This window comes from Streptomyces sp. NBC_00704 (assembly GCF_036226605.1).
In the GTDB taxonomy this organism is placed as follows: Bacteria; Actinomycetota; Actinomycetes; order Streptomycetales; family Streptomycetaceae; genus Streptomyces.
Map to the genome: position 1 here is coordinate 3,332,553 of NZ_CP109000.1, position 19,350 is coordinate 3,351,902.

Consider the following 19,350-nt stretch of genomic DNA (forward strand, 5'->3'; position numbering starts at 1 on the left):
GACCAGCTGTTTTTAAATCTGACCGTTTTGCTGCCACACCTCCGTTAAGGGCCGGTGCGGCCCTTTGCGATCTCATCAACCGCACCACACCGGATCTTCACACTCGACGTGATGTCGTGGACGGAACATCCAGGTTCAGCCCCCGTGGAAGCGCCCCGGCGCCTTCGTCGGATTGCCGCCGACGGGAAGACGCTGGCCGGGGCAGGCCGTCAGGACCTTCTCCATCGCCGCCTTCTCGGCCGCGCTGACCCATAGCTCGTACTTCTTCTTCACCGCGACCTGAGCGGCGACGTAGGTGCACCGGTAGGCCTTGTTGGGCGGCAGCCAGGTCGCCGTGTCACCGTCCCCCTTGGAGCGGTTGGTGCTCGCGTCCACCGCCAGCAGGTTGAGCGGGTCGTTGGCGAGGGCTATCCGCTTGCCCGCGTCCCAGTACTTGGCGCCCTTCTGCCAGGCGTCGGACAGGGCGACCATGTGGTCGATGTCCACCTTGCTGCTGCCCCGCCGGTAGGTGACGTCCTTGCCCGAGTACGGGTCGAACTCCAGCACGCCGTAGGACACCTTGCAGTGGCCGTCGGCGAACCGCACCCGCTCCAGGTCACGCTTGAGGATGTCGTCGCGGGTGTCGCAGGAGTTGGAGTCCGTGTCCGCCCAGGCGGAGCCGAACTTCTCCCTGCCGTAGCCGGTCTTGGGCGCCCGGCCCTTCACGGGCAGCGCCCGGGCCGCCGCGAGGGCCGCTCCGCCGCCCGCCGTCGCTCCGGGTTCTCCGGGCCCCGAACCGGCGCCTGCTCCCGAGCCTGCCAGCTCGTCGGTGCATCCGGAAACCGTCATGGCACACATCAGCACGACGGCAGCCGCCGTCCCGCCCCTCAGACGCCTCACGCGCCCCTCCCCTTGCCTGCCTGCCGCCACCCCGCACAGGGCGGATTCCCCAGCCGGGGACTCGCACACACCGTAGCGAGGGGGCGCACGGAGGCGACGGGCGGAGGGGGCGGCGGACGTGGCGGCGGAGGCGGCGGGCGAGGCGGCGGGTGGTCCAGACCATCGGGAGTTCGAGTGGGCATCTGCCGCATCTCGGGAATATCGTCGGAGGGGAGTCACCTTCGCAAAGGAGCTCGCATGGGCATCTTCGACAGGTTCAAGAGCAACAAGGCGGCCCAGGACAAGGCCAGGGACATGTCCGACGCCGCCGAACGCACGGTCAACGAGAAGACGGGCGACAAGTACGAGTCCCAGGTCGACACCGGGCAGCGGAAGCTGCACGAGCGGCTCGGCATGGACGAGGACCGGCCCGAACAGCCGTAGCCCGCGCACGGCCGTAGCCCGCGCCCGCGCGCGACCGGACCCACCGGACGGGCCCGGCCGCACGTGCGCGCACCGTTCCGGCGAAGCCGCCCGCGGGGAGGTTCCTCCCCGCGGGCGGCTTCCGCACGTGGTGGCGGCGGCCGCATCGCAGCCGGCGCCCCTCCGACGCCCCCACGCTCCGACGTCCGGCCGCCGGCGCCCCGCCGATACCCGGCCGCCGACATCCCGCCGACGCCCGGCCATCGCGGCCCGCCGATACCCGGCCGTCGCGGCCCGGTGACCGCCGCGACCCCGGCCGCGGCCGCCGCGACCCGATCCCGGCCGCGGCCGCCGCTCCGGCCCTACGAGCCCAGGACCGTCGCCAGGAACTCCCCCACCCAGCCGAGCAGTTCGCGTCCGACCAGCGGCTTGCCGCCGACCTTGGCGGTCTTCGGACGGGGGACGAGGACCTGGTGGGCGGCGGGCTTGATGACCGAGCCGGGGTACAGCCGCTTCAGGCGCAGTTCCTGCGACTCGCGCAACTCCACCGGCGCGAAGCGGATGTTGGCGCCCTGGAGCACGACCTCGCCGACGCCGCACGCACGGGCCAGCATCCGCAGTCCCGCCACCAGCAGCAGGTTCTCCACCGGTTCCGGCAACTTGCCGTACCGGTCGACGAGTTCCTCCCGGACGGCCTTCACGTCGTCCTCGGAGTTGGCGGAGGCGATGGCCCGGTAGGCCTGGAGCCGCAGCCGCTCGCCGGGCGCGTAGTCGTGCGGGACGTGGGCGTCGACCGGCAGCTCGATCTTGACCTCGAGCGGCGGCTCCTCCTCGATCCCGCCGGTCTCCAGCTGACGCCGGTAGTCCGCGACGGCCTCGCCGACCATGCGGACGTACAGGTCGAAGCCGACGCCCGCGATATGGCCGGACTGCTCGCCGCCGAGGAGGTTGCCCGCGCCGCGGATCTCCAGGTCCTTCATCGCCACGTACATGCCCGCGCCCATCTCGGTGTGCTGGGCGATCGTCGCGAGCCGCTCGTGGGCGGTCTCGGTGAGGGGCTTCTCCGGCGGGTAGAGGAAGTAGGCGTAGCCGCGCTCGCGGCCGCGGCCCACCCGGCCGCGCAGCTGGTGCAGCTGGGACAGGCCGAAGGTGTCGCCGCGCTCCACGATCAGGGTGTTGGCGTTGGAGATGTCGATGCCGGACTCGACGATCGTCGTCGAGACGAGCACGTCGAACTTCTTCTCCCAGAAGTCGACGACGACCTGTTCCAGCGCCGTCTCCGACATCTGGCCGTGCGCGGTGGCGATGCGCGCCTCGGGCACGATCTCGCGCAGTCGCGCGGCCGCCCGGTCGATCGACTCGACCCGGTTGTGGATGTAGAAGACCTGGCCCTCGCGCAGCAGTTCGCGGCGGACGGCGGCGCCGATCTGCTTCTGCTCGTAGGGGCCGACGAAGGTGAGCACCGGGTGGCGCTCCTCCGGCGGCGTGGTGATCGTCGACATCTCGCGGATGCCGGTGACGGCCATCTCCAGGGTGCGCGGGATCGGGGTCGCCGACATGGTCAGGACGTCGACGTTCGCGCGGAGCTTCTTCAGCTGCTCCTTGTGCTCGACGCCGAAGCGCTGCTCCTCGTCGACGATGACCAGGCCGAGGTCCTTGAACCTGGTCTCGGAGGAGAACAGGCGGTGGGTGCCGATGACGATGTCCACCGAGCCCTCGCGCAGACCCTCCAGGGTGGCCTTGGCCTCGGTGTCGGTCTGGAAGCGGGACAGGGCGCGCACCTTCACCGGGAACTGCGCGTAGCGCTCGCTGAAGGTGCCGAAGTGCTGCTGCACGAGCAGGGTCGTCGGCACGAGGACGGCGACCTGCTTGCCGTCCTGGACGGCCTTGAAGGCGGCGCGCACGGCGATCTCGGTCTTGCCGTAGCCGACGTCGCCGCAGATCAGGCGGTCCATCGGGACCGTCTTCTCCATGTCGTCCTTGACCTCGGCGATGGTGGTGAGCTGGTCGGGCGTCTCCGCGTAGGGGAAGGCGTCCTCCAGCTCGCGCTGCCAGGGCGTGTCGGCGCCGAAGGCGTGGCCGGGGGCCGCCATCCGCGCGCTGTACAGCTTGATCAGGTCGGCGGCGATCTCCTTGACGGCCTTCTTGGCGCGCGCCTTCGTCTTCGTCCAGTCGGCGCCGCCGAGCCGGTGCAGCGTGGGGGCCTCGCCGCCGACGTACTTGGTGATCTGCTCCAGCTGGTCGGTGGGGATGTAGAGGCGGTCGCCGGGCTGGCCGCGCTTGGCGGGCGCGTACTCCACGACCAGGTACTCGCGGGTGGCGCTCTGGACGGTGCGCTGCACCATCTCGATGTAGCGGCCCACGCCGTGCTGCTCGTGGACGATGTAGTCGCCCGCCTCCAGGGTGAGCGGGTCGATGGTCTTCCTGCGGCGCGCGGGCATGCGCGCGCCGTCCTTGCCGGCCGCCTTCTGGCCGGTCAGGTCGGTCTCGGTGAGGACGGCGAGGCGCAACGCGTGGTCGACGAAGCCGTAGTCGATCGAGCCGCAGGAGACGTGCACGACGGAGGGGCTCAGCTCGGTCAGGTCGTTGTCGAGGCGGGCTGCCACGCCCTCGCCGCCGAGCACCTCGACCGTGCGGGCGGCCGGGCCGTGGGCCTCGGTGACGAAGGCGACGCGCCAGCCGTCGGCGAGCCAGCCCTTGGTGTCGGCGAGGGCCTTGGCGGTGTCGCCGCGATAGGCCTCAGGGGCGTGCATGCCGAGCTTCAGCGTGCCGTCGTCCAGCTCGTCGTCGGCGGCGAACGGCGACACCGACCACCACATCATGTCCAGCTCGCGCGCGCGTTCGCGGACGTCGGCGATGGACCACAGGGAGGCCGCGCCGACGTCGATGGGCGCCTCGCCGCCGCTCGCCGTGGCGGCCCAGGACGCGTGCAGGAACTCCTGCGAGGTGGCCACCAGGTCGGCGGCGCGCGTGCGCACCCGCTCCGGGTCGCAGACGACGGCCATCGCGCCCTTGGGCAGGACGTCGACCAGCAGTTCCATGTCGTCGACGAGGACGGGCGCGAGGGACTCCATGCCCTCCACCGCGATGCCCTCGGCGATCTTGCCGAGCAGTTCGCCCAGCTCGGGGTGCTCCTCGGCGAGGGCACGCGCGCGCGTGCGGACGTCGTCCGTCAGCAGGAGTTCCCGGCAGGGCGGGGCCCACAGGCCGTGTTCGGCGACTTCCAGGGAGCGCTGGTCGGCGACCTTGAAGTAGCGGATCTCCTCGACGTCGTCGCCCCAGAACTCGACGCGCAGGGGGTGTTCCTCGGTGGGCGGGAACACGTCCAGGATGCCGCCGCGCACGGCGAACTCGCCGCGCTTCTCGACCAGCTCCACGCGCGCGTAGGCGGCCGCGGCGAGGGCTTCGACGATCTCGTTCAGGTCGGCCGTCTGTCCTGAGCGCAGGGCGACCGGTTCCAGGTCGCCGAGGCCCTTGACCTGGGGCTGGAGCACGGAGCGCACGGGTGCGACGACGACGGAGACCGGGCCGGTCTCCGGGTCGTCGGGGCGCGGGTGGGTCAGGCGGCGCAGGACGGCCAGGCGGCGGCCGACGGTGTCGCTGCGGGGGCTGAGGCGTTCGTGCGGGAGCGTCTCCCAGGAGGGGTACTCCACGACGCCGTCGGGCGGGAGCAGCGAGCGCAGGGCGGCGGCCAGGTCCTCGGCCTCACGGCCGGTGGCGGTGACGGCGAGGACCGTGCGGGCGCTCTCGCGGGCGAGGGCGGCGATCGCGAAGGGGCGGGCGGCCGGCGGGCCGACCAGGTCGACGTGCATGCGGTTGCCGTCGGCGGCCGCGGTGATGGCTTCCGCGAGGGCGGCGTCCTTGACGACGGCGTCGAGCAGACCGTGCAGGCTCATGGGGGGCTTTCCGTCTGAGGAGGGGCATCGCAAACAGCCCGACACGTCGAACGGGCCGGGGCTGCCAAGCGTACGACGCCGGGGGCCGGACCGCCCTGCCGCTTCGGCGTCCCCGTCGTCGCGTCCGCCGTTTCCCCGCGGCTTTCCCGGCGATTCCCGAGAAGTCGGTCCCGCGCTCCTTTCCGGTTCTTTCCGGGCGGCACAGAACGAAATGCGCTCGCCCCGATATCCCATGCCGGGAATTCACGCAGATGATTTGAGCAACATCTGAGCTTGCCCGCCGAGAGCCCGGACCGCGACGCTCGCCTCCCCGCTCGGATATGCCGTCTCCGGCATGGGGCGAAATTGTCTTCTGTATGGCGGGCGCCAGGAAAGAGCAGGTCACAGGGCACGGAATAACCGACTCCGAATTCCGTTCGCCGATACCGCCGGAAAAGCGATCGCCCGCCTGGCGCGGCCATGCCACCATGACGGCCACATTCATCCGGAAAGGAATTACACCCTTGAACAAGTTGCGCGCCGCAGTGCCGGGCATCGCCCTTTCGGGTCTCCTCCTCGTCACGGGAGCGACGCCCGCACTGGCCGCTTCCTCCGCTTCCCACACGGCCGCCTCACCCACGGCGGCCGCAGCCGTGACCAAGGCGCAGAAGCTCGCCAAGCTGAAGACCCTCACCCAGAACTCCGAGGCCTCTTCGCTGAAGTGGACCTCGGCACTCGGCGACCACAACGCCGGCCGGGCCTCGATCAACAAGTACAAGTTCAACTGGCACACCGACTACTGCAGCTACTCGCCGGACACGCTGCCGGGCGGCTACGTCTTCAAGTGGGGCTGCTACCGCCACGACTTCTCGTACCGCAACTACAAGAGCCTGGTGGGCAACGCCGCGTTCAAGCGGGACCACAAGCTGCGCGTCGACAAGGCGCTCCTCGGCGACCTGAACCGGGTCTGCGGCCACCGCTTCTGGGCCGACCCGCTCCCGGCCTCCGAGCGCAGCAGGCTGAAGGCGGCCTGCTACAAGGCCGCGAAGAAGTACTACAACGCGGTCCGCGCCGCCGGCTGATCCGGCCGGGGCCGCACACGCGGACAGCTGACACCTGACAGCTGACAGCTGACAGCGGGGCACGGAGAGTTCTCTCCGTGCCCCGCTGTCCGGTTTCCCGGCTGTCCCCCTGTCCGGTTTCCCGGGTGTCCGGTTTCCCGGTTTCCCGGCTTCCCGGTTTCCCGGTTTCCCGGTTGTGCGGGACTTCCGCGCCCTGTGCCGGGCGGTCGGTCAGTCCGTCGCGATCGCGCTCAGGACGTTCATGCGGCCCGCCCGGAACGCCGGCACCAGGGCCGCGAACAGGCCCACGAAGGCGGAGCCGATGAACACGCCGATGATGGTGGGCCACGGGATGTCGAGGACCTTCAGGCCCTCGAGGGCCAGCAGCTGCTGGGCGGTCGCGCCCCAACCCATCCCCAGGCCGAGGCCGAGGAGCGCGCCGAACAGGGCGATGACGACCGACTCCATGCGGATCATGCGGCGCAGCTGGCGGCGCGAGAGGCCGATCGCCCGCATCAGGCCGATCTCCCGGGTGCGCTCGACCACCGACAGGGCCAGGGTGTTCACCACACCGAGGATCGCGACGATGATCGCCAGGGCGAGCAGACCGTAGATCAGGTTCAGCAGCTGCCCGATCTGGTCCTTCAACTCCTGCTTGTAGTCGGTCTGGTCGCGGACCACGTACTGCGGGTACTCGTGCAGCGCCGACTTCAGCGCGGTGTACGCGGTGTCCTGCTGCCCGTCCTTCGCGCTGGCGAAGACCATCACGTCCAGCGGCAGCTTGCCGGCCGGGACGTACTTCTTCAGGGTGGCGATGGAGGTGTACATCGCGCCCTGGTCGATGACGCCCTCGCTGCTGGTGATCGCCCGGACCGTCAGCCGGGCCGTGGAACCGTCCCGGAAGGCGACCGCGATCTGCGAGCCGAGGGCGACCTTGTGGTCCTTGGCGAACTTCTCGGGGACGGACATGGCGTCGGGGCGGTAGGCGTCGGCGAGCCTGCCGGCGACGGTCTCGATGCGCAGGTCGGTCGCGTAGGTCGGGTCGGCCGCCGTGATCTCCGTGTCGTCGAGCTTCGCGCCGTCGGGGGTGGTGAAGTCGGCGTCGGCCATCTTGTACTCGGTGACCCGGGCGAGGCCCGGCGTCGACTTGATGGCCTGCACGGCCTGCGGGGTCACGAGCTGACGGCCGTCGTTGCGGCCCCGGATGATGAAGTCCGTGCCGACGCTCTTGTCCAGCTCCTCCGACGCGGACGCGACCATGGACGAGCCGACCACCGACAGGCAGGCGACCAGCGCGAGGCCGATCATCAGGGCCGCGCCGGTGGCGCCGGTGCGCCGCGGGTTGCGCAGCGCGTTGCGCTCCGCCATCCGTCCGACCGGTCCGAAGGCCCGCAGCAGGACCGCGCCCAGCGCCCGCACGACCGCACCGGCCAGCAGCGGGCCGATCACGACGAAGCCGATCAGGCTCAGCACCACGCCCATGCCCAGCCAGAGCGAACCCTCGGCGGCCTTGTCGGCGGCGGAGGCGAGGAAGAGGCCCGCGCCGCCCGCGCCGGTGAGCACCAGGCCGATGACGGCCCGCACCACGCCGGCCCTGGCGTCGGCCGGGGCGCCCGCGTCGCGCAGCGCGGCCATCGGCGAGACCTTGCCGGCCCGGCGGGCCGGAAGGTAGGCCGCCAGCACCGTGACGACGACACCGAGGACCATGCCGATCACCGGGGTCGTCCAGGCGACCGTCAGGTCGTCCGTGGAGAGCTTCATACCGGTCATGCCCATGAGCTTCATCAGGCCTACGGCGACGCCGACGCCCGCGCCGACCCCGAGGACCGAGCCGACCACGCCGAGCAGCAGGGCCTCCACCAGCACGGACCGGTTGATCTGCTTGCGGCTGGAGCCGATCGCCCGCATCAGGCCGATCTCACGGGTGCGCTGGGCGACCAGCATCGAGAAGGTGTTGATGATCAGGAAGATGCCGACGAGGAAGGCGATCCCGGCGAAGCCGAGCATCGCGTACTTCATCACGTTCAGCAGGTCGCCCACGTCCGCCCGGCTGGCGTCGGAGGCCTCCTTGGCGGTCTGCACCTTGTAGCCGGCGCCGATCTCGGCCGTGACGCTCTTCTTCAGCTGCGCGTCGCTCACCCCGGTCGCCGCCATGACGTTGACGTTCGTGTAGACGTCCGGCTGGCCGACCAGCGTCGTCTGGGCGGTCGCGGTGTCCAGGTAGAAGATCGCCGCGCCGGGGTTGGTGACCTGGAAGGTGGCGATGCCGGAGATCTTCGCGGTGTGCGTGCCGACCGCGGTGATCACACCCAGCTCGTCGCCGAGCTTGAGGTGGTGCTTGTCGGCGGTGTCCTCGTCGACCACGATCTGGTCGGCGCCCTTCGGCGCCGCGCCCTGCGTGATCTCCATGGTGCGGGCCTCGTTGGCGTTCCAGCTGCCGACGATGGTGGGCGCGCCGCTGGACGGCGACAGGCTGTCCTTGTCGGCGTCGACGACGGTCGCCGCGCTGGAGAAGACCGAGCCCTGCGCCGACTTCACGCCCTGCGCCCGGCGGACCTTGTCGAGCACGGACGCCGGCATGACCGGCGGCTTGCCGTTGCCTGCGGTCGTCTCACCGGAGTCCGAGGCGCCCTTCGCGCTCACCGTCACATTGGACGCGGAGGCGGCGAAGAGCTTGTCGAACGTCGTGTTCATGGTGTCGGTGAACACGAGCGTCCCGCAGACGAACGCCACCGACAGCAGGACCGCCACGGCCGACAGCGCCATGCGTCCCTTGTGCGCGAAGAAGTTGCGCATCGAGGTTCTGAGCACGGTCATGACGTACGCCCCCGCGCGTCGAAGTCCTTCATGCGGTCCAGGACGGTCTCGGCGGTCGGCTTGAACATCTCGTCGACGATCCGGCCGTCCGCCAGATACAGCACCCGGTCCGCGTAGGAGGCGGCGACCGGGTCGTGCGTGACCATCACGATGGTCTGGCCCAGGTCGTCCACCGAGCGGCGCAGGAAGCCCAGGACCTCGGCACCGGCACGGGAGTCGAGGTTGCCGGTCGGCTCGTCGCCGAAGATGATCTCCGGTCGGGCGGCCAGGGCGCGGGCCACGGCGACGCGCTGCTGCTGACCGCCGGAGAGCTGGGTGGGACGGTGCTTGAGCCGGTCGGCGAGGCCGACGGTCTCCACGACCTGGCGCAGCCACGCCTGGTCGGGCTTGCGGCCGGCGATGTCCATCGGCAGCGTGATGTTCTCTATCGCGTTCAGCGTGGGCAGCAGGTTGAACGCCTGGAAGATGAACCCGATCCGGTCCCGGCGCAGCTGGGTGAGCTTCTTGTCCTTCAGCCCGGTGATCTCGGTCTCGTCCAGGTAGATCTGCCCGGACGAGACGGTGTCGAGCCCGGCGAGGCAGTGCATCAGGGTGGACTTGCCGGACCCCGAGGGGCCCATGATCGCGGTGAACTGACCGCGGGCGATGTCCACGTCGACGTGGTCCAGGGCGACGACGCGGGTCTCTCCGGACCCGTACGCCTTGACGACCTGCCGCGCTCGCGCGGCAACGGCCGTACGCCCTCCAGTGCCCCCGTGCCTGGGAATGGTCACAGCCGATGTCACGGTAAGTCTCCTCAGTCGGATATCAGAAAGATGGTGCGACGCCGCGGGCGGTGGTGCTCGTGGACGCGGCGCCCCGTGCTGCCCGCCGGTGAGGCGATGAAGCCGTCGAGCGGAGAAGCGGTGAAGCGGTCGGGCGGTGAAGCGGTGCTGTGTTGTGCTGTGTCGAAGAGTCTGTCGCGGGAGGCGGTTCCGCGCGCTGGTGCCCGGGCCCGTCTTCCCGGGGGGTTAACCCCACCCCCCGGCACGGGGGCTGACCGCCCCCGTGCCGTTCGCCGTCCACCCCCGTCGGCGGCGTAAAGCCAGGTTAAGGACCGCCGGAGCCCGTCTCCTCCTCCGCCGGTACGAACCCTCCCCCAGCCGTAGTGCGGAGGTACCCCTAGGGGCAGTCCACCGCGGGGTGGAGATGTTCTCGGGGTCGTCTCCACCCTGCGGCCCGCCCAGCCTGCGCCCTGCCGTCGCGTGAGGCGCAAGTGGGAGGCCGCGTTCCGCCGAACGGGTGGAAGGGACACGGAGTACCGACCCGAGGACGCACCGGGCCGTCGGGACACGGAGCACGGGAACGGCGGGAACGGAACCGACCCGCACGGCTCGGAGCCGACCCGCACGACTCGGCACCGACACCGCACGGCCCGGCATGGACGCCGCGCGGCCCGGCGCTGACGGAACGAACCTGCGCGGTCTCCCGAATCGAGGGGTTAACGCCGGTAACACCGCAGGTCAGGCATCCTGCCGTGCAGTAAGCGCGTACCGACCAGCCAGTTTGGCGAAAAGGCTTCGCAGCGGGCCTACTCCCGAGTAGCGTGCGTCCCTCGCCCCCCACCTCCCTGCGGTCCGCCGCCACGGACCCGAGCCATGCAAGGAGCGGGATGTACCACCACCCGTCGCACCCCGAGCCCACCTACCCCTGGCAGCCGCCGCCCCCACCGCCCGAACCCCCACGCGGGCGCACCGCCCGCCACACCCCCCTCGGCCGCCACAGCGACCTGCGCGTCCTGCGCGGCGCCTACCGCCGTCAGCGCCGCGTCGCCACGCTCACCGCACTCGGCTACTTCGTCGCCTTCCTCGTCCTGTCCGCGTTCGCCCCGTCCCTGATGACGGCCTCCCCCGCCCCGGGACTCCCCGCCGGACTGCTGCTCGCCCTGCTCCAGCTCCCCGTCACCGGGCTGGCGATCGTCGTGTACGAACGCACCGCCCGCCGCCGCGTGGACCCCCTCGCCGAACGCATCCGCACCCACTCCGAGATCGACGCCAGGCGGGACGCCCGGGCGACGCGCCCCGAGGGGGCCGGACGATGAACGGGTTCAGCGACACCGCGCAGACCATGTCCCTCGTGGCGTTCACCGCCGTCGCCACCATCACGCTGCTGCTGTGCGTGATGACCGGCCCCGACCGCGACGACCTCGACGAGTTCTACACCGGCTACCGCTCCCTCTCCCCCCTGCGCAACGGCCTGGCCATCGCCGGCGACTACATCTCCGCGGCCACCGTCCTGGGCACCGGCGGCGTCATCGCCCTGTGCGGTTACGACGGCGTCGTCCTCGCCCTCAGCACGGCGCTCTCCCTGATGCTGCTGATGTTCCTGCTGGCCGAACCCCTGCGCAACGCGGGCCGGTTCACCATGGGCGACGCCCTGGCCCGCCGGATGCCGGGACGCGCCGTGCGCATGACGGCCTGCGCGGTCACCCTCGCCGCGCTGCTGCCGATGATGCTCGTCCAGCTCGCGGGCACCGGCCAGCTCCTCGCCTTCATCCTGGGGTTCTCCGGCGACTCCGTGCAGACGGGCTGCATCGTCTGCATGGGCGTGCTGATGATCAGCTACGCGGCGATCGGCGGCATGAAGGGCACCGCCCTCATCCAGATGCTGAAGATCGTGACCCTGCTCGGTTCCGGCACCGCGATCGCCCTGATCGTCCTGTACCGCTTCGACTGGAACCCCGGCGCCCTCTTCGACGCGGCCGCCCGGGGCAGCGGGGTCGGCGACGCCTTCCTGCGCTCCGGCCTGGAGTTCGCGGGCGGCCCCTACCCCCGCGTCGACATGATCACCGCGCAGCTGTCCGTCGTGCTGGGCGGCGCCTGCCTGCCCCACATCACCATGCGCATGTACACCGCCTCCAGCGCCCGCCAGGTGCGCCGCTCCATGTCCTGGGCGGTCTCGGGCGTCGCCCTGTTCGTGCTGGTCATCACCGTCGTCGGCTTCGGCGCGACGGCCCTCGTCGGGCGCGCCGCGATCGCCGGCGCCGACCCGCGCGGCAACACCGCCTACCTGCTGGGCTCCAGAAGCGCGTTCGGCCCCGACGTCTCCACCGCAGAGACCCTGCTGTTCACGACGGTCACGACGGCGATCTTCCTCACCGTGCTCGCCTCCGTCGCCGGCATGATCCTCGCCTGCGCCAACTCCCTGGCCCACGACGTCTTCGCCGCCCGCGACCCGCGGATGCCACCGGCCCGCGAGATGCTCCTGGCCCGGCTGTCCGCCCTGGCCGTCGGCGCCCCGACGATCCTGCTGGCCACCCAGATCCAGCACCGCAGCCTCCAGCCCCTGATCACCCTCTCCTTCTGCCTCGGCGCGTCGGCGCTCGCCCCGGCGCTGGTCTACAGCCTCTTCTGGCGCCGGTACACCCGCACCGGCCTCCTGGCCACCCTCATCGGCGGCACCGTCTCCGTCCTGCTCCTCATGCCCGGCACCAACCTCGTCTCGGGCTCCCCCCTCGCCGCCTTCCCCGAAGCCGACTTCAACTGGTTCCCGTTCACCACCACCGGCATCGTCACCGTCCCCCTCGGCTTCGCCCTCGGCTGGCTGGGCACGGTGCTCTCGGGCCGCCACAAGGCCGAGGAACAGCGCCGCGAGTACGAAGCGGTGGAGGGCTGGATCCTGGCGGGGGCGATCAGAAGAGAGAACTGACCCGACCGCGCGGACCGACACCGGCCGGGGAAGAGCGGGGGCAGTCGGCTGCTCGGCCGGGGATGAGCCGAGGGCAGTCGGCTGCTCGGCCGGTGGGGGCGCGGGAAGTGGAGCGGGGGTCAGTCGGCCGCTCTGCCGGTGAGGGCGGAGAGGCTGTTGCGGACGTGGTCCATGTGCGCCTGGACGTCCTCCCCGCGCGCGCCGTGCTCCCGCAGCACCCGTTCCGTCTCCCGCTCGGTGCGCTCCTCGCGGGCGCGGGCCTCGGCGAGGATCTCGGCGCCGCGCGCGTGTGCCTCGTCCTGAGCGCGCCGGGCCGCCTCCTCGGCCTCGGCGAACGCCAACTCCGCGGCGGACAGCGCCGCCTCGGCCACCGCCACGGCCTCGGCGTACCGGGCGTCCAGCGCCGCGGCCCGCTCGGCCACCTCGCGCTCGGCGGCGGCCCACCGCTCCGCCTGCTCCTCCTCCTGCCCGGCGAGCATGGCGGCGGTGCGCCCGCGCACCTCACGCAACTCGGCCAACGCCTGCGCGCGGTACTCCTTCACCTCGCGCCGGGCGCCGATGCGGACCTCGTCGGCCTCGGCGCGCGCCGCGAGCAGCCGCTGACGGGCGCTGTCCTCGGCGTCCGCGCGCACGGCGTCCGCCCGCTCCCGGGCCGCCCGGCGCACATCGAGCGCGCACGTCTCCGCGTACGCGACGTCCTCCAGCGCCGCCCGCCGCGCGTTCTCGCGGACGTCCGCCGCCTCCTCGACCGCGAGCTGGAGAACGCGCCGCGCGCGCTCCCCCAGCGCGTCGTACGTCTGCGGCGCGAGCCCGGTCACGACCGTGCGCAACTGCTCGGCCTCGGCCTCCATGTCCTTGGCGAGGACGGTGAGCCGCGCGGCCCGCTCCCAGGCGGCGTCCCGGTCGGCGCAGAGCGCGACGGTGTACGCGTCCACCTGGTCGGGCCGGTAGCCGCGGCCTCGTACGGTCACGAACCCGGGCGGTGACACCGATGCGCTGCTCATCCTTGAACCCCTCGCCACCAGACGGACACGACATGGATGATGTCGCGCATATCTTGATGGATCGGACGGAAGTGTTCATAACGCGACACTCCGCAGACAAGTCACGGCCAACACCGAACACACTCGGACGCAAGGCGAGCGGGCCGAACGAGGGAAGCGGACGAGAAGGGCAGGGAGGGAGGGGACGGGGAGGGAGGGCGCGGGAAGGGAGGAGGCGAGGGGCGGGGCCGGCGACCTGACCGGACGCGCGGCGGGCCTGAGCGGAAACGTGCCGGGGTGCCTGAGCGGGAACGTGCGGGGGGCGGGGCCCGGTCCTGCGACCCGGCCCCGCCCCCCGCTCGTCACCCGCCCGACCGCCCGCGGGTCAACGGCCGCCCGTCACAGCAGCCCGTCCCACATCTCCTCCAGCAGCACCGACCACCAGCTCTCCGGCGACCCCAGCGCCGCCGGGTCGAGCGCGGCCAACTGCGCCTGGAAGTCGACGGTCCAGCGTCCCGCCTGCTCCTGGGTCAGACCGAACCGCAGCCGCCACATCCGCCCGAGCAGCGCCAGACAGCGCGCGAACTCCGGCAGCCCGGTGTTCACGAACTGCGGCGGCACGGACCCGCCGCCCGGCCCGGCCTCCACCGGCACCGCGACGATGTTCGCGGTCCCGTACTGCACACAGATCGCCTTGCCGAAGTCGCTGCCCATGACGAGATACGAGCCCGCGTCCGGAGCGGGCTGGACGCCCCGCTCCGCCGCCAGCTCCGCCAGCGTCGGCACCGGCCGCCCCGGCTGGGCCTGCGCCCAGAAGAACGGTCCCAGGTCCGCCGGCAGCCCCGCCACCACCAGCGTGTGCGCCACGACCGGCGGCACACCCTGCCGCGACACCGCCGCCTGCTCGAACCGGAACACCGCCGGCCCGAACACGGCCGCCAGCTCCTGCCCGACGGCCTCCGGCGGAACCGGCGGCACGGGCTGCACCGGCGGCAACGGCGCACGCACCGGAGCCGGACGCGCCGGACCGTCCGCCACCTGATGCAACTCGCCCTGATGCGCCAGCAGTTGCTGCATGCCCTGCTGCCGGCTCGCGTGATCCGTGCCGTACGGCGCGATGCTCGTGATCCTCGCCTGCGGCCACTGCTCCCGGATCATCCGCGCACAGTACGCACCCGGCAGCTCGCACGACTCCAGCTCCGTGTGCAGCTCCAGCACCTGGTCCGGGGGCACGTTCATCGCCCGCAGCTCGTGGAAGATCTGCCACTCCGGGTGCGGCGTCCCCGGCGCCGAACGCCGGATCAGCTGCTGCTCGGAACCGTCCTGCGCGCGATAACGCAGCACCGCCTGGTAACCCGGGCCCACCGTCGGCAGCCCCTGCTGCTGCGGATACCCGTACGCCGGCGGCTGACCCGGCACCGGACCGCCCGGCGGCGGCATCGGCGGCTGCGGAGCACCCGGCGGCACACCGGGCGCGCCGTGGGCCACCCCGGGAGCTCCCGGGGTGCCCGGGAAGCCGGGGACGCCCGGGACCTGCGGCGGCGCGGGCGGCGCCATGCCGGGGCCGCTCTGCGCGGGCCCCGCCAGCATCGTCTGAGCATGGTGAACCCCACCGGGCCCGCCCGGCGCTCCGGGTCCGCCCGCGCCCGGACCGGGCACGCCGGGAGCACCCGGGTTCTGCCCCGCCGCCGGGCCGCCGGGAACACCGGGAGGCTGCGGCGCACCGGGCGCACCGGGCGCACCGGGCCCGCCGGGGCCCATCCGGCCGGGGTCGGCCAGCATCGTCGCGGCATGGTGGACGCCGCCGGGAGGCGTGCCGCCGGGCGGGTTCGGCCCGGCGGGCGCGCCCGGCGCACCGGGCGGCTGCGGCGCACCGGGGCCACCGGGGCCGTCGGGCCCCAGGGCGGACACCATCTGCGTCGGCACATAACCCCCGCCGGAGCACCCGGGGCACCAGGAGCGCCCGGTGCGGCGGGCGGTGCCGCGGACGGCGGTGTGCCGCCGGGACGCGCACCGGGGGCTCCGGGCGCGCCCGGCGGAGGCGGCGGCATCGACCCGCCGCCCCGCGCCCGGCGCGGCGGCGGCGCGGCCTTGCTGGTCGCGGCGTCGGCGATGTCACCGGCGTTCGGCGCGAGCGGCCGTGCCTGCGAACCGTCGGCGCCCGCGGCGGGGGCCGGAGCGGTCCCGCCGCCCGTACCCTGCGCACCGGACGCGCCGGGCCCACCGGGGCCCTGCGGACGGCCGTACGACGCCCCGGCCGCTCCCGGCCCACCGCCCTGGCCGGGCGCACCGCCCGGCCCGGCCTGGCCGCCCCGGCCCGAAGGGTCGAGCGCCGGCGAGACCGCGGTGGGCGGAAGCCCGCTGCCGCCGGACATCAGCGCCGTCTTGGCGTCCGAGGCCGCCGACGGCGGCGCCGGCTCGTCGTCGGAGCCGCTCAGCGGCGGCGCGAACACGGTCGCCGGCAGCGGCACGGAACGGTCGTCGCCCGCGTCGCCGTTGGTGTCCGTCCCGGCCCACGGCGTCGCTCCCGCCGGAGCCGGAGCGGGAGCGGGAGCGGCAGCCGGTCCCGAAGCACCGCCGGAACCGGTACCGGCGGGCGTCCCGCCCTGCGTCTGCGGCAACCCGCTCCCGGGCGCACCGCCCTGCGTGCGGGGAAGCGAAGGATCACCGGCCACCCCGGATCCGGCCCCGGCCGCAGCCGGTTCCGCGACGCCTCCGCCGCCACCGCTACTGCTACCGGCGCCGTCGCTGCCACTGGCGCTGCCGCCGGAACCGGCGTCCCGGCGGTCCGGGATGCCCATCCTGTCCGCCGCCTCCTGCAACCACTCCGGCGGCGACAACAGGAACGACGTCTGATTCAGATCCACCCGCGCCGCGGGCGCCGGCGCCGCGTCGGCGACATCGTCCGCACGGCCGTACTCCTCCTCGTACCGGCGGATCACCTCGCCCACCGGCGCCGCGGGCCACAGCGTCGCCTCCCCGCTGTCCCGGGCGATCACCAGCCGCTGCCCGCCCCCGTCCGAACGAGGACCCTCCGCCCGGTCCTCGGCCCACACCACGAACCCCAGCCCGAACTCCCGCACCCGCACCTCACGGTGCTGATACGCCGGCACATCCCCGTTGACCCACTCCTCGGCGCGCTCCTGCGCCTGCGCGAACGTCACCATCGTCAGCTCACTCCCCCGCACCGGCGGACGCCACGGACGACACCGCGACCGCCCGCGCGAACCCGCCGTCCACCATCAGATTCGCCACCGTCTCCAGCTCCGGCGGATTACCGGCCAGCCGCGACAGGAACACGTCGAAGTCCTCACCGCACGACAGCAGCAGCCGCTCCATGCGCTCCGCCGGCGACCACCCCGGATCCACGTCCCGCACGTCGTCGTACGCGCAGAACCACACCGAACCCGCCCGCTCCCCGCGCACCTTCACGGCCAGCAGCCCGCCCTGCACGAAACCGACGCACAGATAGTCCTTCGTCAGATGATCACGCAGACACTTGTTCACATACACCAGGTCATTGACCGCAGCCTCGTCACGCACCGTGAAGAACGGCTGGTCCACCAGCAACCCCAGCTCCGCGTCCAGGGCCGCACCCACCGGCGCACACCCGCCCGCCGCCTTCAGGAACGACCGGTACGCACCCGGCAGCCGATACCCCAGATCCTCCTCGACCCCCTGCACCTGCTGCTCCGTCACCGCCACACCCGACTTCGCCAGCCGGAAATGCGCCGGACGCGTCTCCTGCAACGGACGCGTCCCCCGCTTCGACTGATCCACCACCGCCGTCGACACCCCACCGTGATGCCGCAGCAACGCCTTCACCTCGACCGGCACCAGCTCCAGCCGCCGCGAACCCGCCACGTGATGCCACGTCCAGCCGTGCGGCGTCGCCACCGCCGGCACCGTGTCCCACAGCTCATGCCCCGAAGCCGCCGACGCCGCGTTCGCCGACACGTAGTCCGTCAACCGCAACTCGTCCACGCCGAAACCCTCCGGCGGATCCGCGATCTCCGCGACCGCGCGCGCGTACGGCGAGAAATCCGGGTAACCCCGCTCGTCCACCCGCACACCCCTCGGGTGCCGTGCCGCCCGGACCGGATCCGGGAAATGCACGACCTGCCCGGCATAGGCCGCGTTCGGCGGCGCGGCCTGCTGCCCGAGCCGACCTGTAGTCATGGCGGTTGCCCCCTGCGGCACTCTGTACGGCCCGCAGCGACCCGTTCCGCTTGCGAACCGGCCCACCACGCCCCGTATCGACTGTCTCCAACAATCGCCAACGCGCGTCAACCGCGCGCTCACGGTGGCGACAGCCTATGCGGTACGACGACAGCGGTCACCGGCCCTCCGCTTCCGTGACCAGCCGTCACCCCGCCGTGACAGCCCGCCCCGACCCGGGCGTGTCGCACCGCCCCAGCTTCCCCACCCGGCACGCCATTTGGCACCCTGTGAGCTTCCGGGGGATGCACGGGAGGGGAAAGCGACCATGAACGCGACGCAGACGGGGTCACCCACCGGCAGGTCCGGCGACCTGCACCACCACACCACGGGCGACCACCACACCGCCCCCACCGGCGACACACACCCCGCCACCGGCGACCCCCGCATCGGCTGGTCCGCCACCGAAACCCCCCACACCCCCACCCTGCGCCACCGCCGCGACGGCATACTGCCCACCGTCGCCGCCGCCCTCTCCGTCCGCGGCACCACCCTCACCGGCACCGCCGCCCGCGGTGACCAGCCCCCGCCCCTGCACCCCCTCGTCCAGGACTTCCTCGACACCCTCCCCAGCGCCCGACGCGACCGCTTCACCGGCCGCTGCGCCGAAGCACTCCTCATCTCCCGCCACATCGCCAACGCCGACGCCACCCGCAGCAGACGCGCCGCCCGCCGCCCCATGACCAACGGCGAAGCCCGCAAAGCACTCAAACAAGCCAAACTCACCACCCGCCACATCCGCGAGGACGGCGACCCCCTCCACGGCAGCTTCGCCACCCCCTGCCGCGCCTGCACCGACCTCAGCGCCCACCTCGGCGTCCGCATCGTCGACCCCGCCACCGACTGACCCGGACACCACACCCCAGGCCGACACCCCCCACACCCGGCCACGCACCACCAGCACGACGAACGAAGGGCCGATGCACCCCGACCGCACCTCCACCACGCGCTTCCCCGTACCCGTCGACGCCGCCCTGCGCGCCGCCGGCTGGCAACCCGGACGCTGGGACATCAGACAAGCCGAGATCTGGGCCGACACCCTCCGCGACCACACCTCACCCGCCGGACACCGCCACGCCCTCTTCCCCGCCGCCGTCGAAGCCTGGGCGGAATTCGGCGGACTCACCATCGCCCCCACCGCCCCCGGCCGCCAGATCGCCGCCACCACCCTCCACCTCGACCCCCTCCACGGCCTCCACCTCGCCCGCACCCTCGCCGACCTCGGCCGCGCCCTCGACACCGACGTCGCCCCCCTCGGCGCCGAGACCGACACCCACTCCCTCCTCGCCATCGACGCCGAAGGCCGCGTCTACGCCCTCGACCACACCGGCGACTGGTACCTCGGCCCCGACATCGACCAAGCCCTCGGCGCCCTCGTCACCGGCACCGAACCCACCCGCCTCACCGCAGGCTGACCCCCGGCACCCC

Annotated in this window: 12 protein-coding genes and 1 pseudogene; 6 read left to right on the forward strand and 7 right to left on the reverse strand. The window is 72.6% G+C overall.

The features are described from left to right. Positions 1–135: 135 nt before the first annotated feature. Entirely contained in the window at positions 136–828 is a 693-nt protein-coding gene (locus tag OG802_RS14480) for an HNH endonuclease family protein (RefSeq protein WP_443055247.1), read from the reverse strand. 288 nt (positions 829–1,116) lie between these two features. On the opposite strand from OG802_RS14480, the gene OG802_RS14485 reads away from it, so the two are divergent. Continuing rightward, positions 1,117–1,302, forward strand: coding sequence for an antitoxin (locus OG802_RS14485; RefSeq protein ID WP_069768583.1), 186 nt, complete (start codon positions 1,117–1,119; stop codon positions 1,300–1,302). 341 nt (positions 1,303–1,643) lie between these two features. Here the strand turns inward: OG802_RS14485 and mfd are convergent, their stop codons facing one another. Further along, entirely contained in the window at positions 1,644–5,177 is a 3,534-nt protein-coding gene (mfd, locus tag OG802_RS14490) for a transcription-repair coupling factor (RefSeq protein WP_329410748.1), read from the reverse strand. 503 nt (positions 5,178–5,680) lie between these two features. On the opposite strand from mfd, the gene OG802_RS14495 reads away from it, so the two are divergent. Beyond that, complete coding sequence (locus OG802_RS14495) at positions 5,681–6,238, forward strand: phospholipase A2 (RefSeq protein ID WP_329410751.1); 558 nt, start codon at positions 5,681–5,683, stop codon at positions 6,236–6,238. 210 nt (positions 6,239–6,448) lie between these two features. Here the strand turns inward: OG802_RS14495 and OG802_RS14500 are convergent, their stop codons facing one another. Both OG802_RS14500 and OG802_RS14505 read right to left on the reverse strand, forming a co-directional pair. Then, entirely contained in the window at positions 6,449–9,034 is a 2,586-nt protein-coding gene (locus OG802_RS14500; RefSeq protein ID WP_329410754.1) for an ABC transporter permease, read from the reverse strand. Further along, the gene (locus tag OG802_RS14505) at positions 9,031–9,819 is read right to left on the reverse strand and encodes an ABC transporter ATP-binding protein (protein ID WP_329410755.1); all 789 of its coding nucleotides are present in this window, start codon (positions 9,817–9,819) and stop codon (positions 9,031–9,033) included. The genes OG802_RS14500 and OG802_RS14505 overlap by 4 nt, the downstream gene beginning before the upstream one ends. Positions 9,820–10,685: 866 nt before the next feature. Between OG802_RS14505 and OG802_RS14510 the strand changes: the two genes are divergently transcribed. Both OG802_RS14510 and OG802_RS14515 read left to right on the forward strand, forming a co-directional pair. Further along, positions 10,686–11,114 (forward strand): DUF485 domain-containing protein, encoded by a 429-nt coding sequence (locus OG802_RS14510; RefSeq protein WP_329410757.1) that lies wholly within the window; start codon positions 10,686–10,688, stop codon positions 11,112–11,114. Next, positions 11,111–12,721, forward strand: a complete 1,611-nt coding sequence (locus OG802_RS14515) for a sodium/solute symporter (RefSeq protein WP_329410759.1) — start codon at positions 11,111–11,113, stop codon at positions 12,719–12,721. Before OG802_RS14510 ends, OG802_RS14515 begins: the two co-directional genes overlap by 4 nt. A gap of 119 nt (positions 12,722–12,840) precedes the next feature. Here the strand turns inward: OG802_RS14515 and OG802_RS14520 are convergent, their stop codons facing one another. The 3 genes and pseudogenes from OG802_RS14520 to OG802_RS14530 form a co-directional block, all read right to left on the reverse strand. Further along, complete coding sequence (locus OG802_RS14520) at positions 12,841–13,725, reverse strand: cellulose-binding protein (protein ID WP_329410762.1); 885 nt, start codon at positions 13,723–13,725, stop codon at positions 12,841–12,843. Positions 13,726–14,103: 378 nt separating this feature from the next. Continuing rightward, positions 14,104–16,871: pseudogene (locus tag OG802_RS14525) on the reverse strand (SUKH-4 family immunity protein). Between the two features lie 7 nt (positions 16,872–16,878). Next, positions 16,879–17,883, reverse strand: coding sequence for an SMI1/KNR4 family protein (locus tag OG802_RS14530; RefSeq protein WP_329410764.1), 1,005 nt, complete (start codon positions 17,881–17,883; stop codon positions 16,879–16,881). Positions 17,884–18,190: 307 nt separating this feature from the next. On the opposite strand from OG802_RS14530, the gene OG802_RS14535 reads away from it, so the two are divergent. Beyond that, positions 18,191–18,769 (forward strand): YwqJ-related putative deaminase, encoded by a 579-nt coding sequence (locus tag OG802_RS14535; RefSeq protein WP_329410766.1) that lies wholly within the window; start codon positions 18,191–18,193, stop codon positions 18,767–18,769. Positions 18,770–18,842: 73 nt separating this feature from the next. Further along, positions 18,843–19,337, forward strand: a complete 495-nt coding sequence (locus tag OG802_RS14540; protein ID WP_329410768.1) for an SUKH-3 domain-containing protein — start codon at positions 18,843–18,845, stop codon at positions 19,335–19,337. Positions 19,338–19,350: the final 13 nt, after the last annotated feature.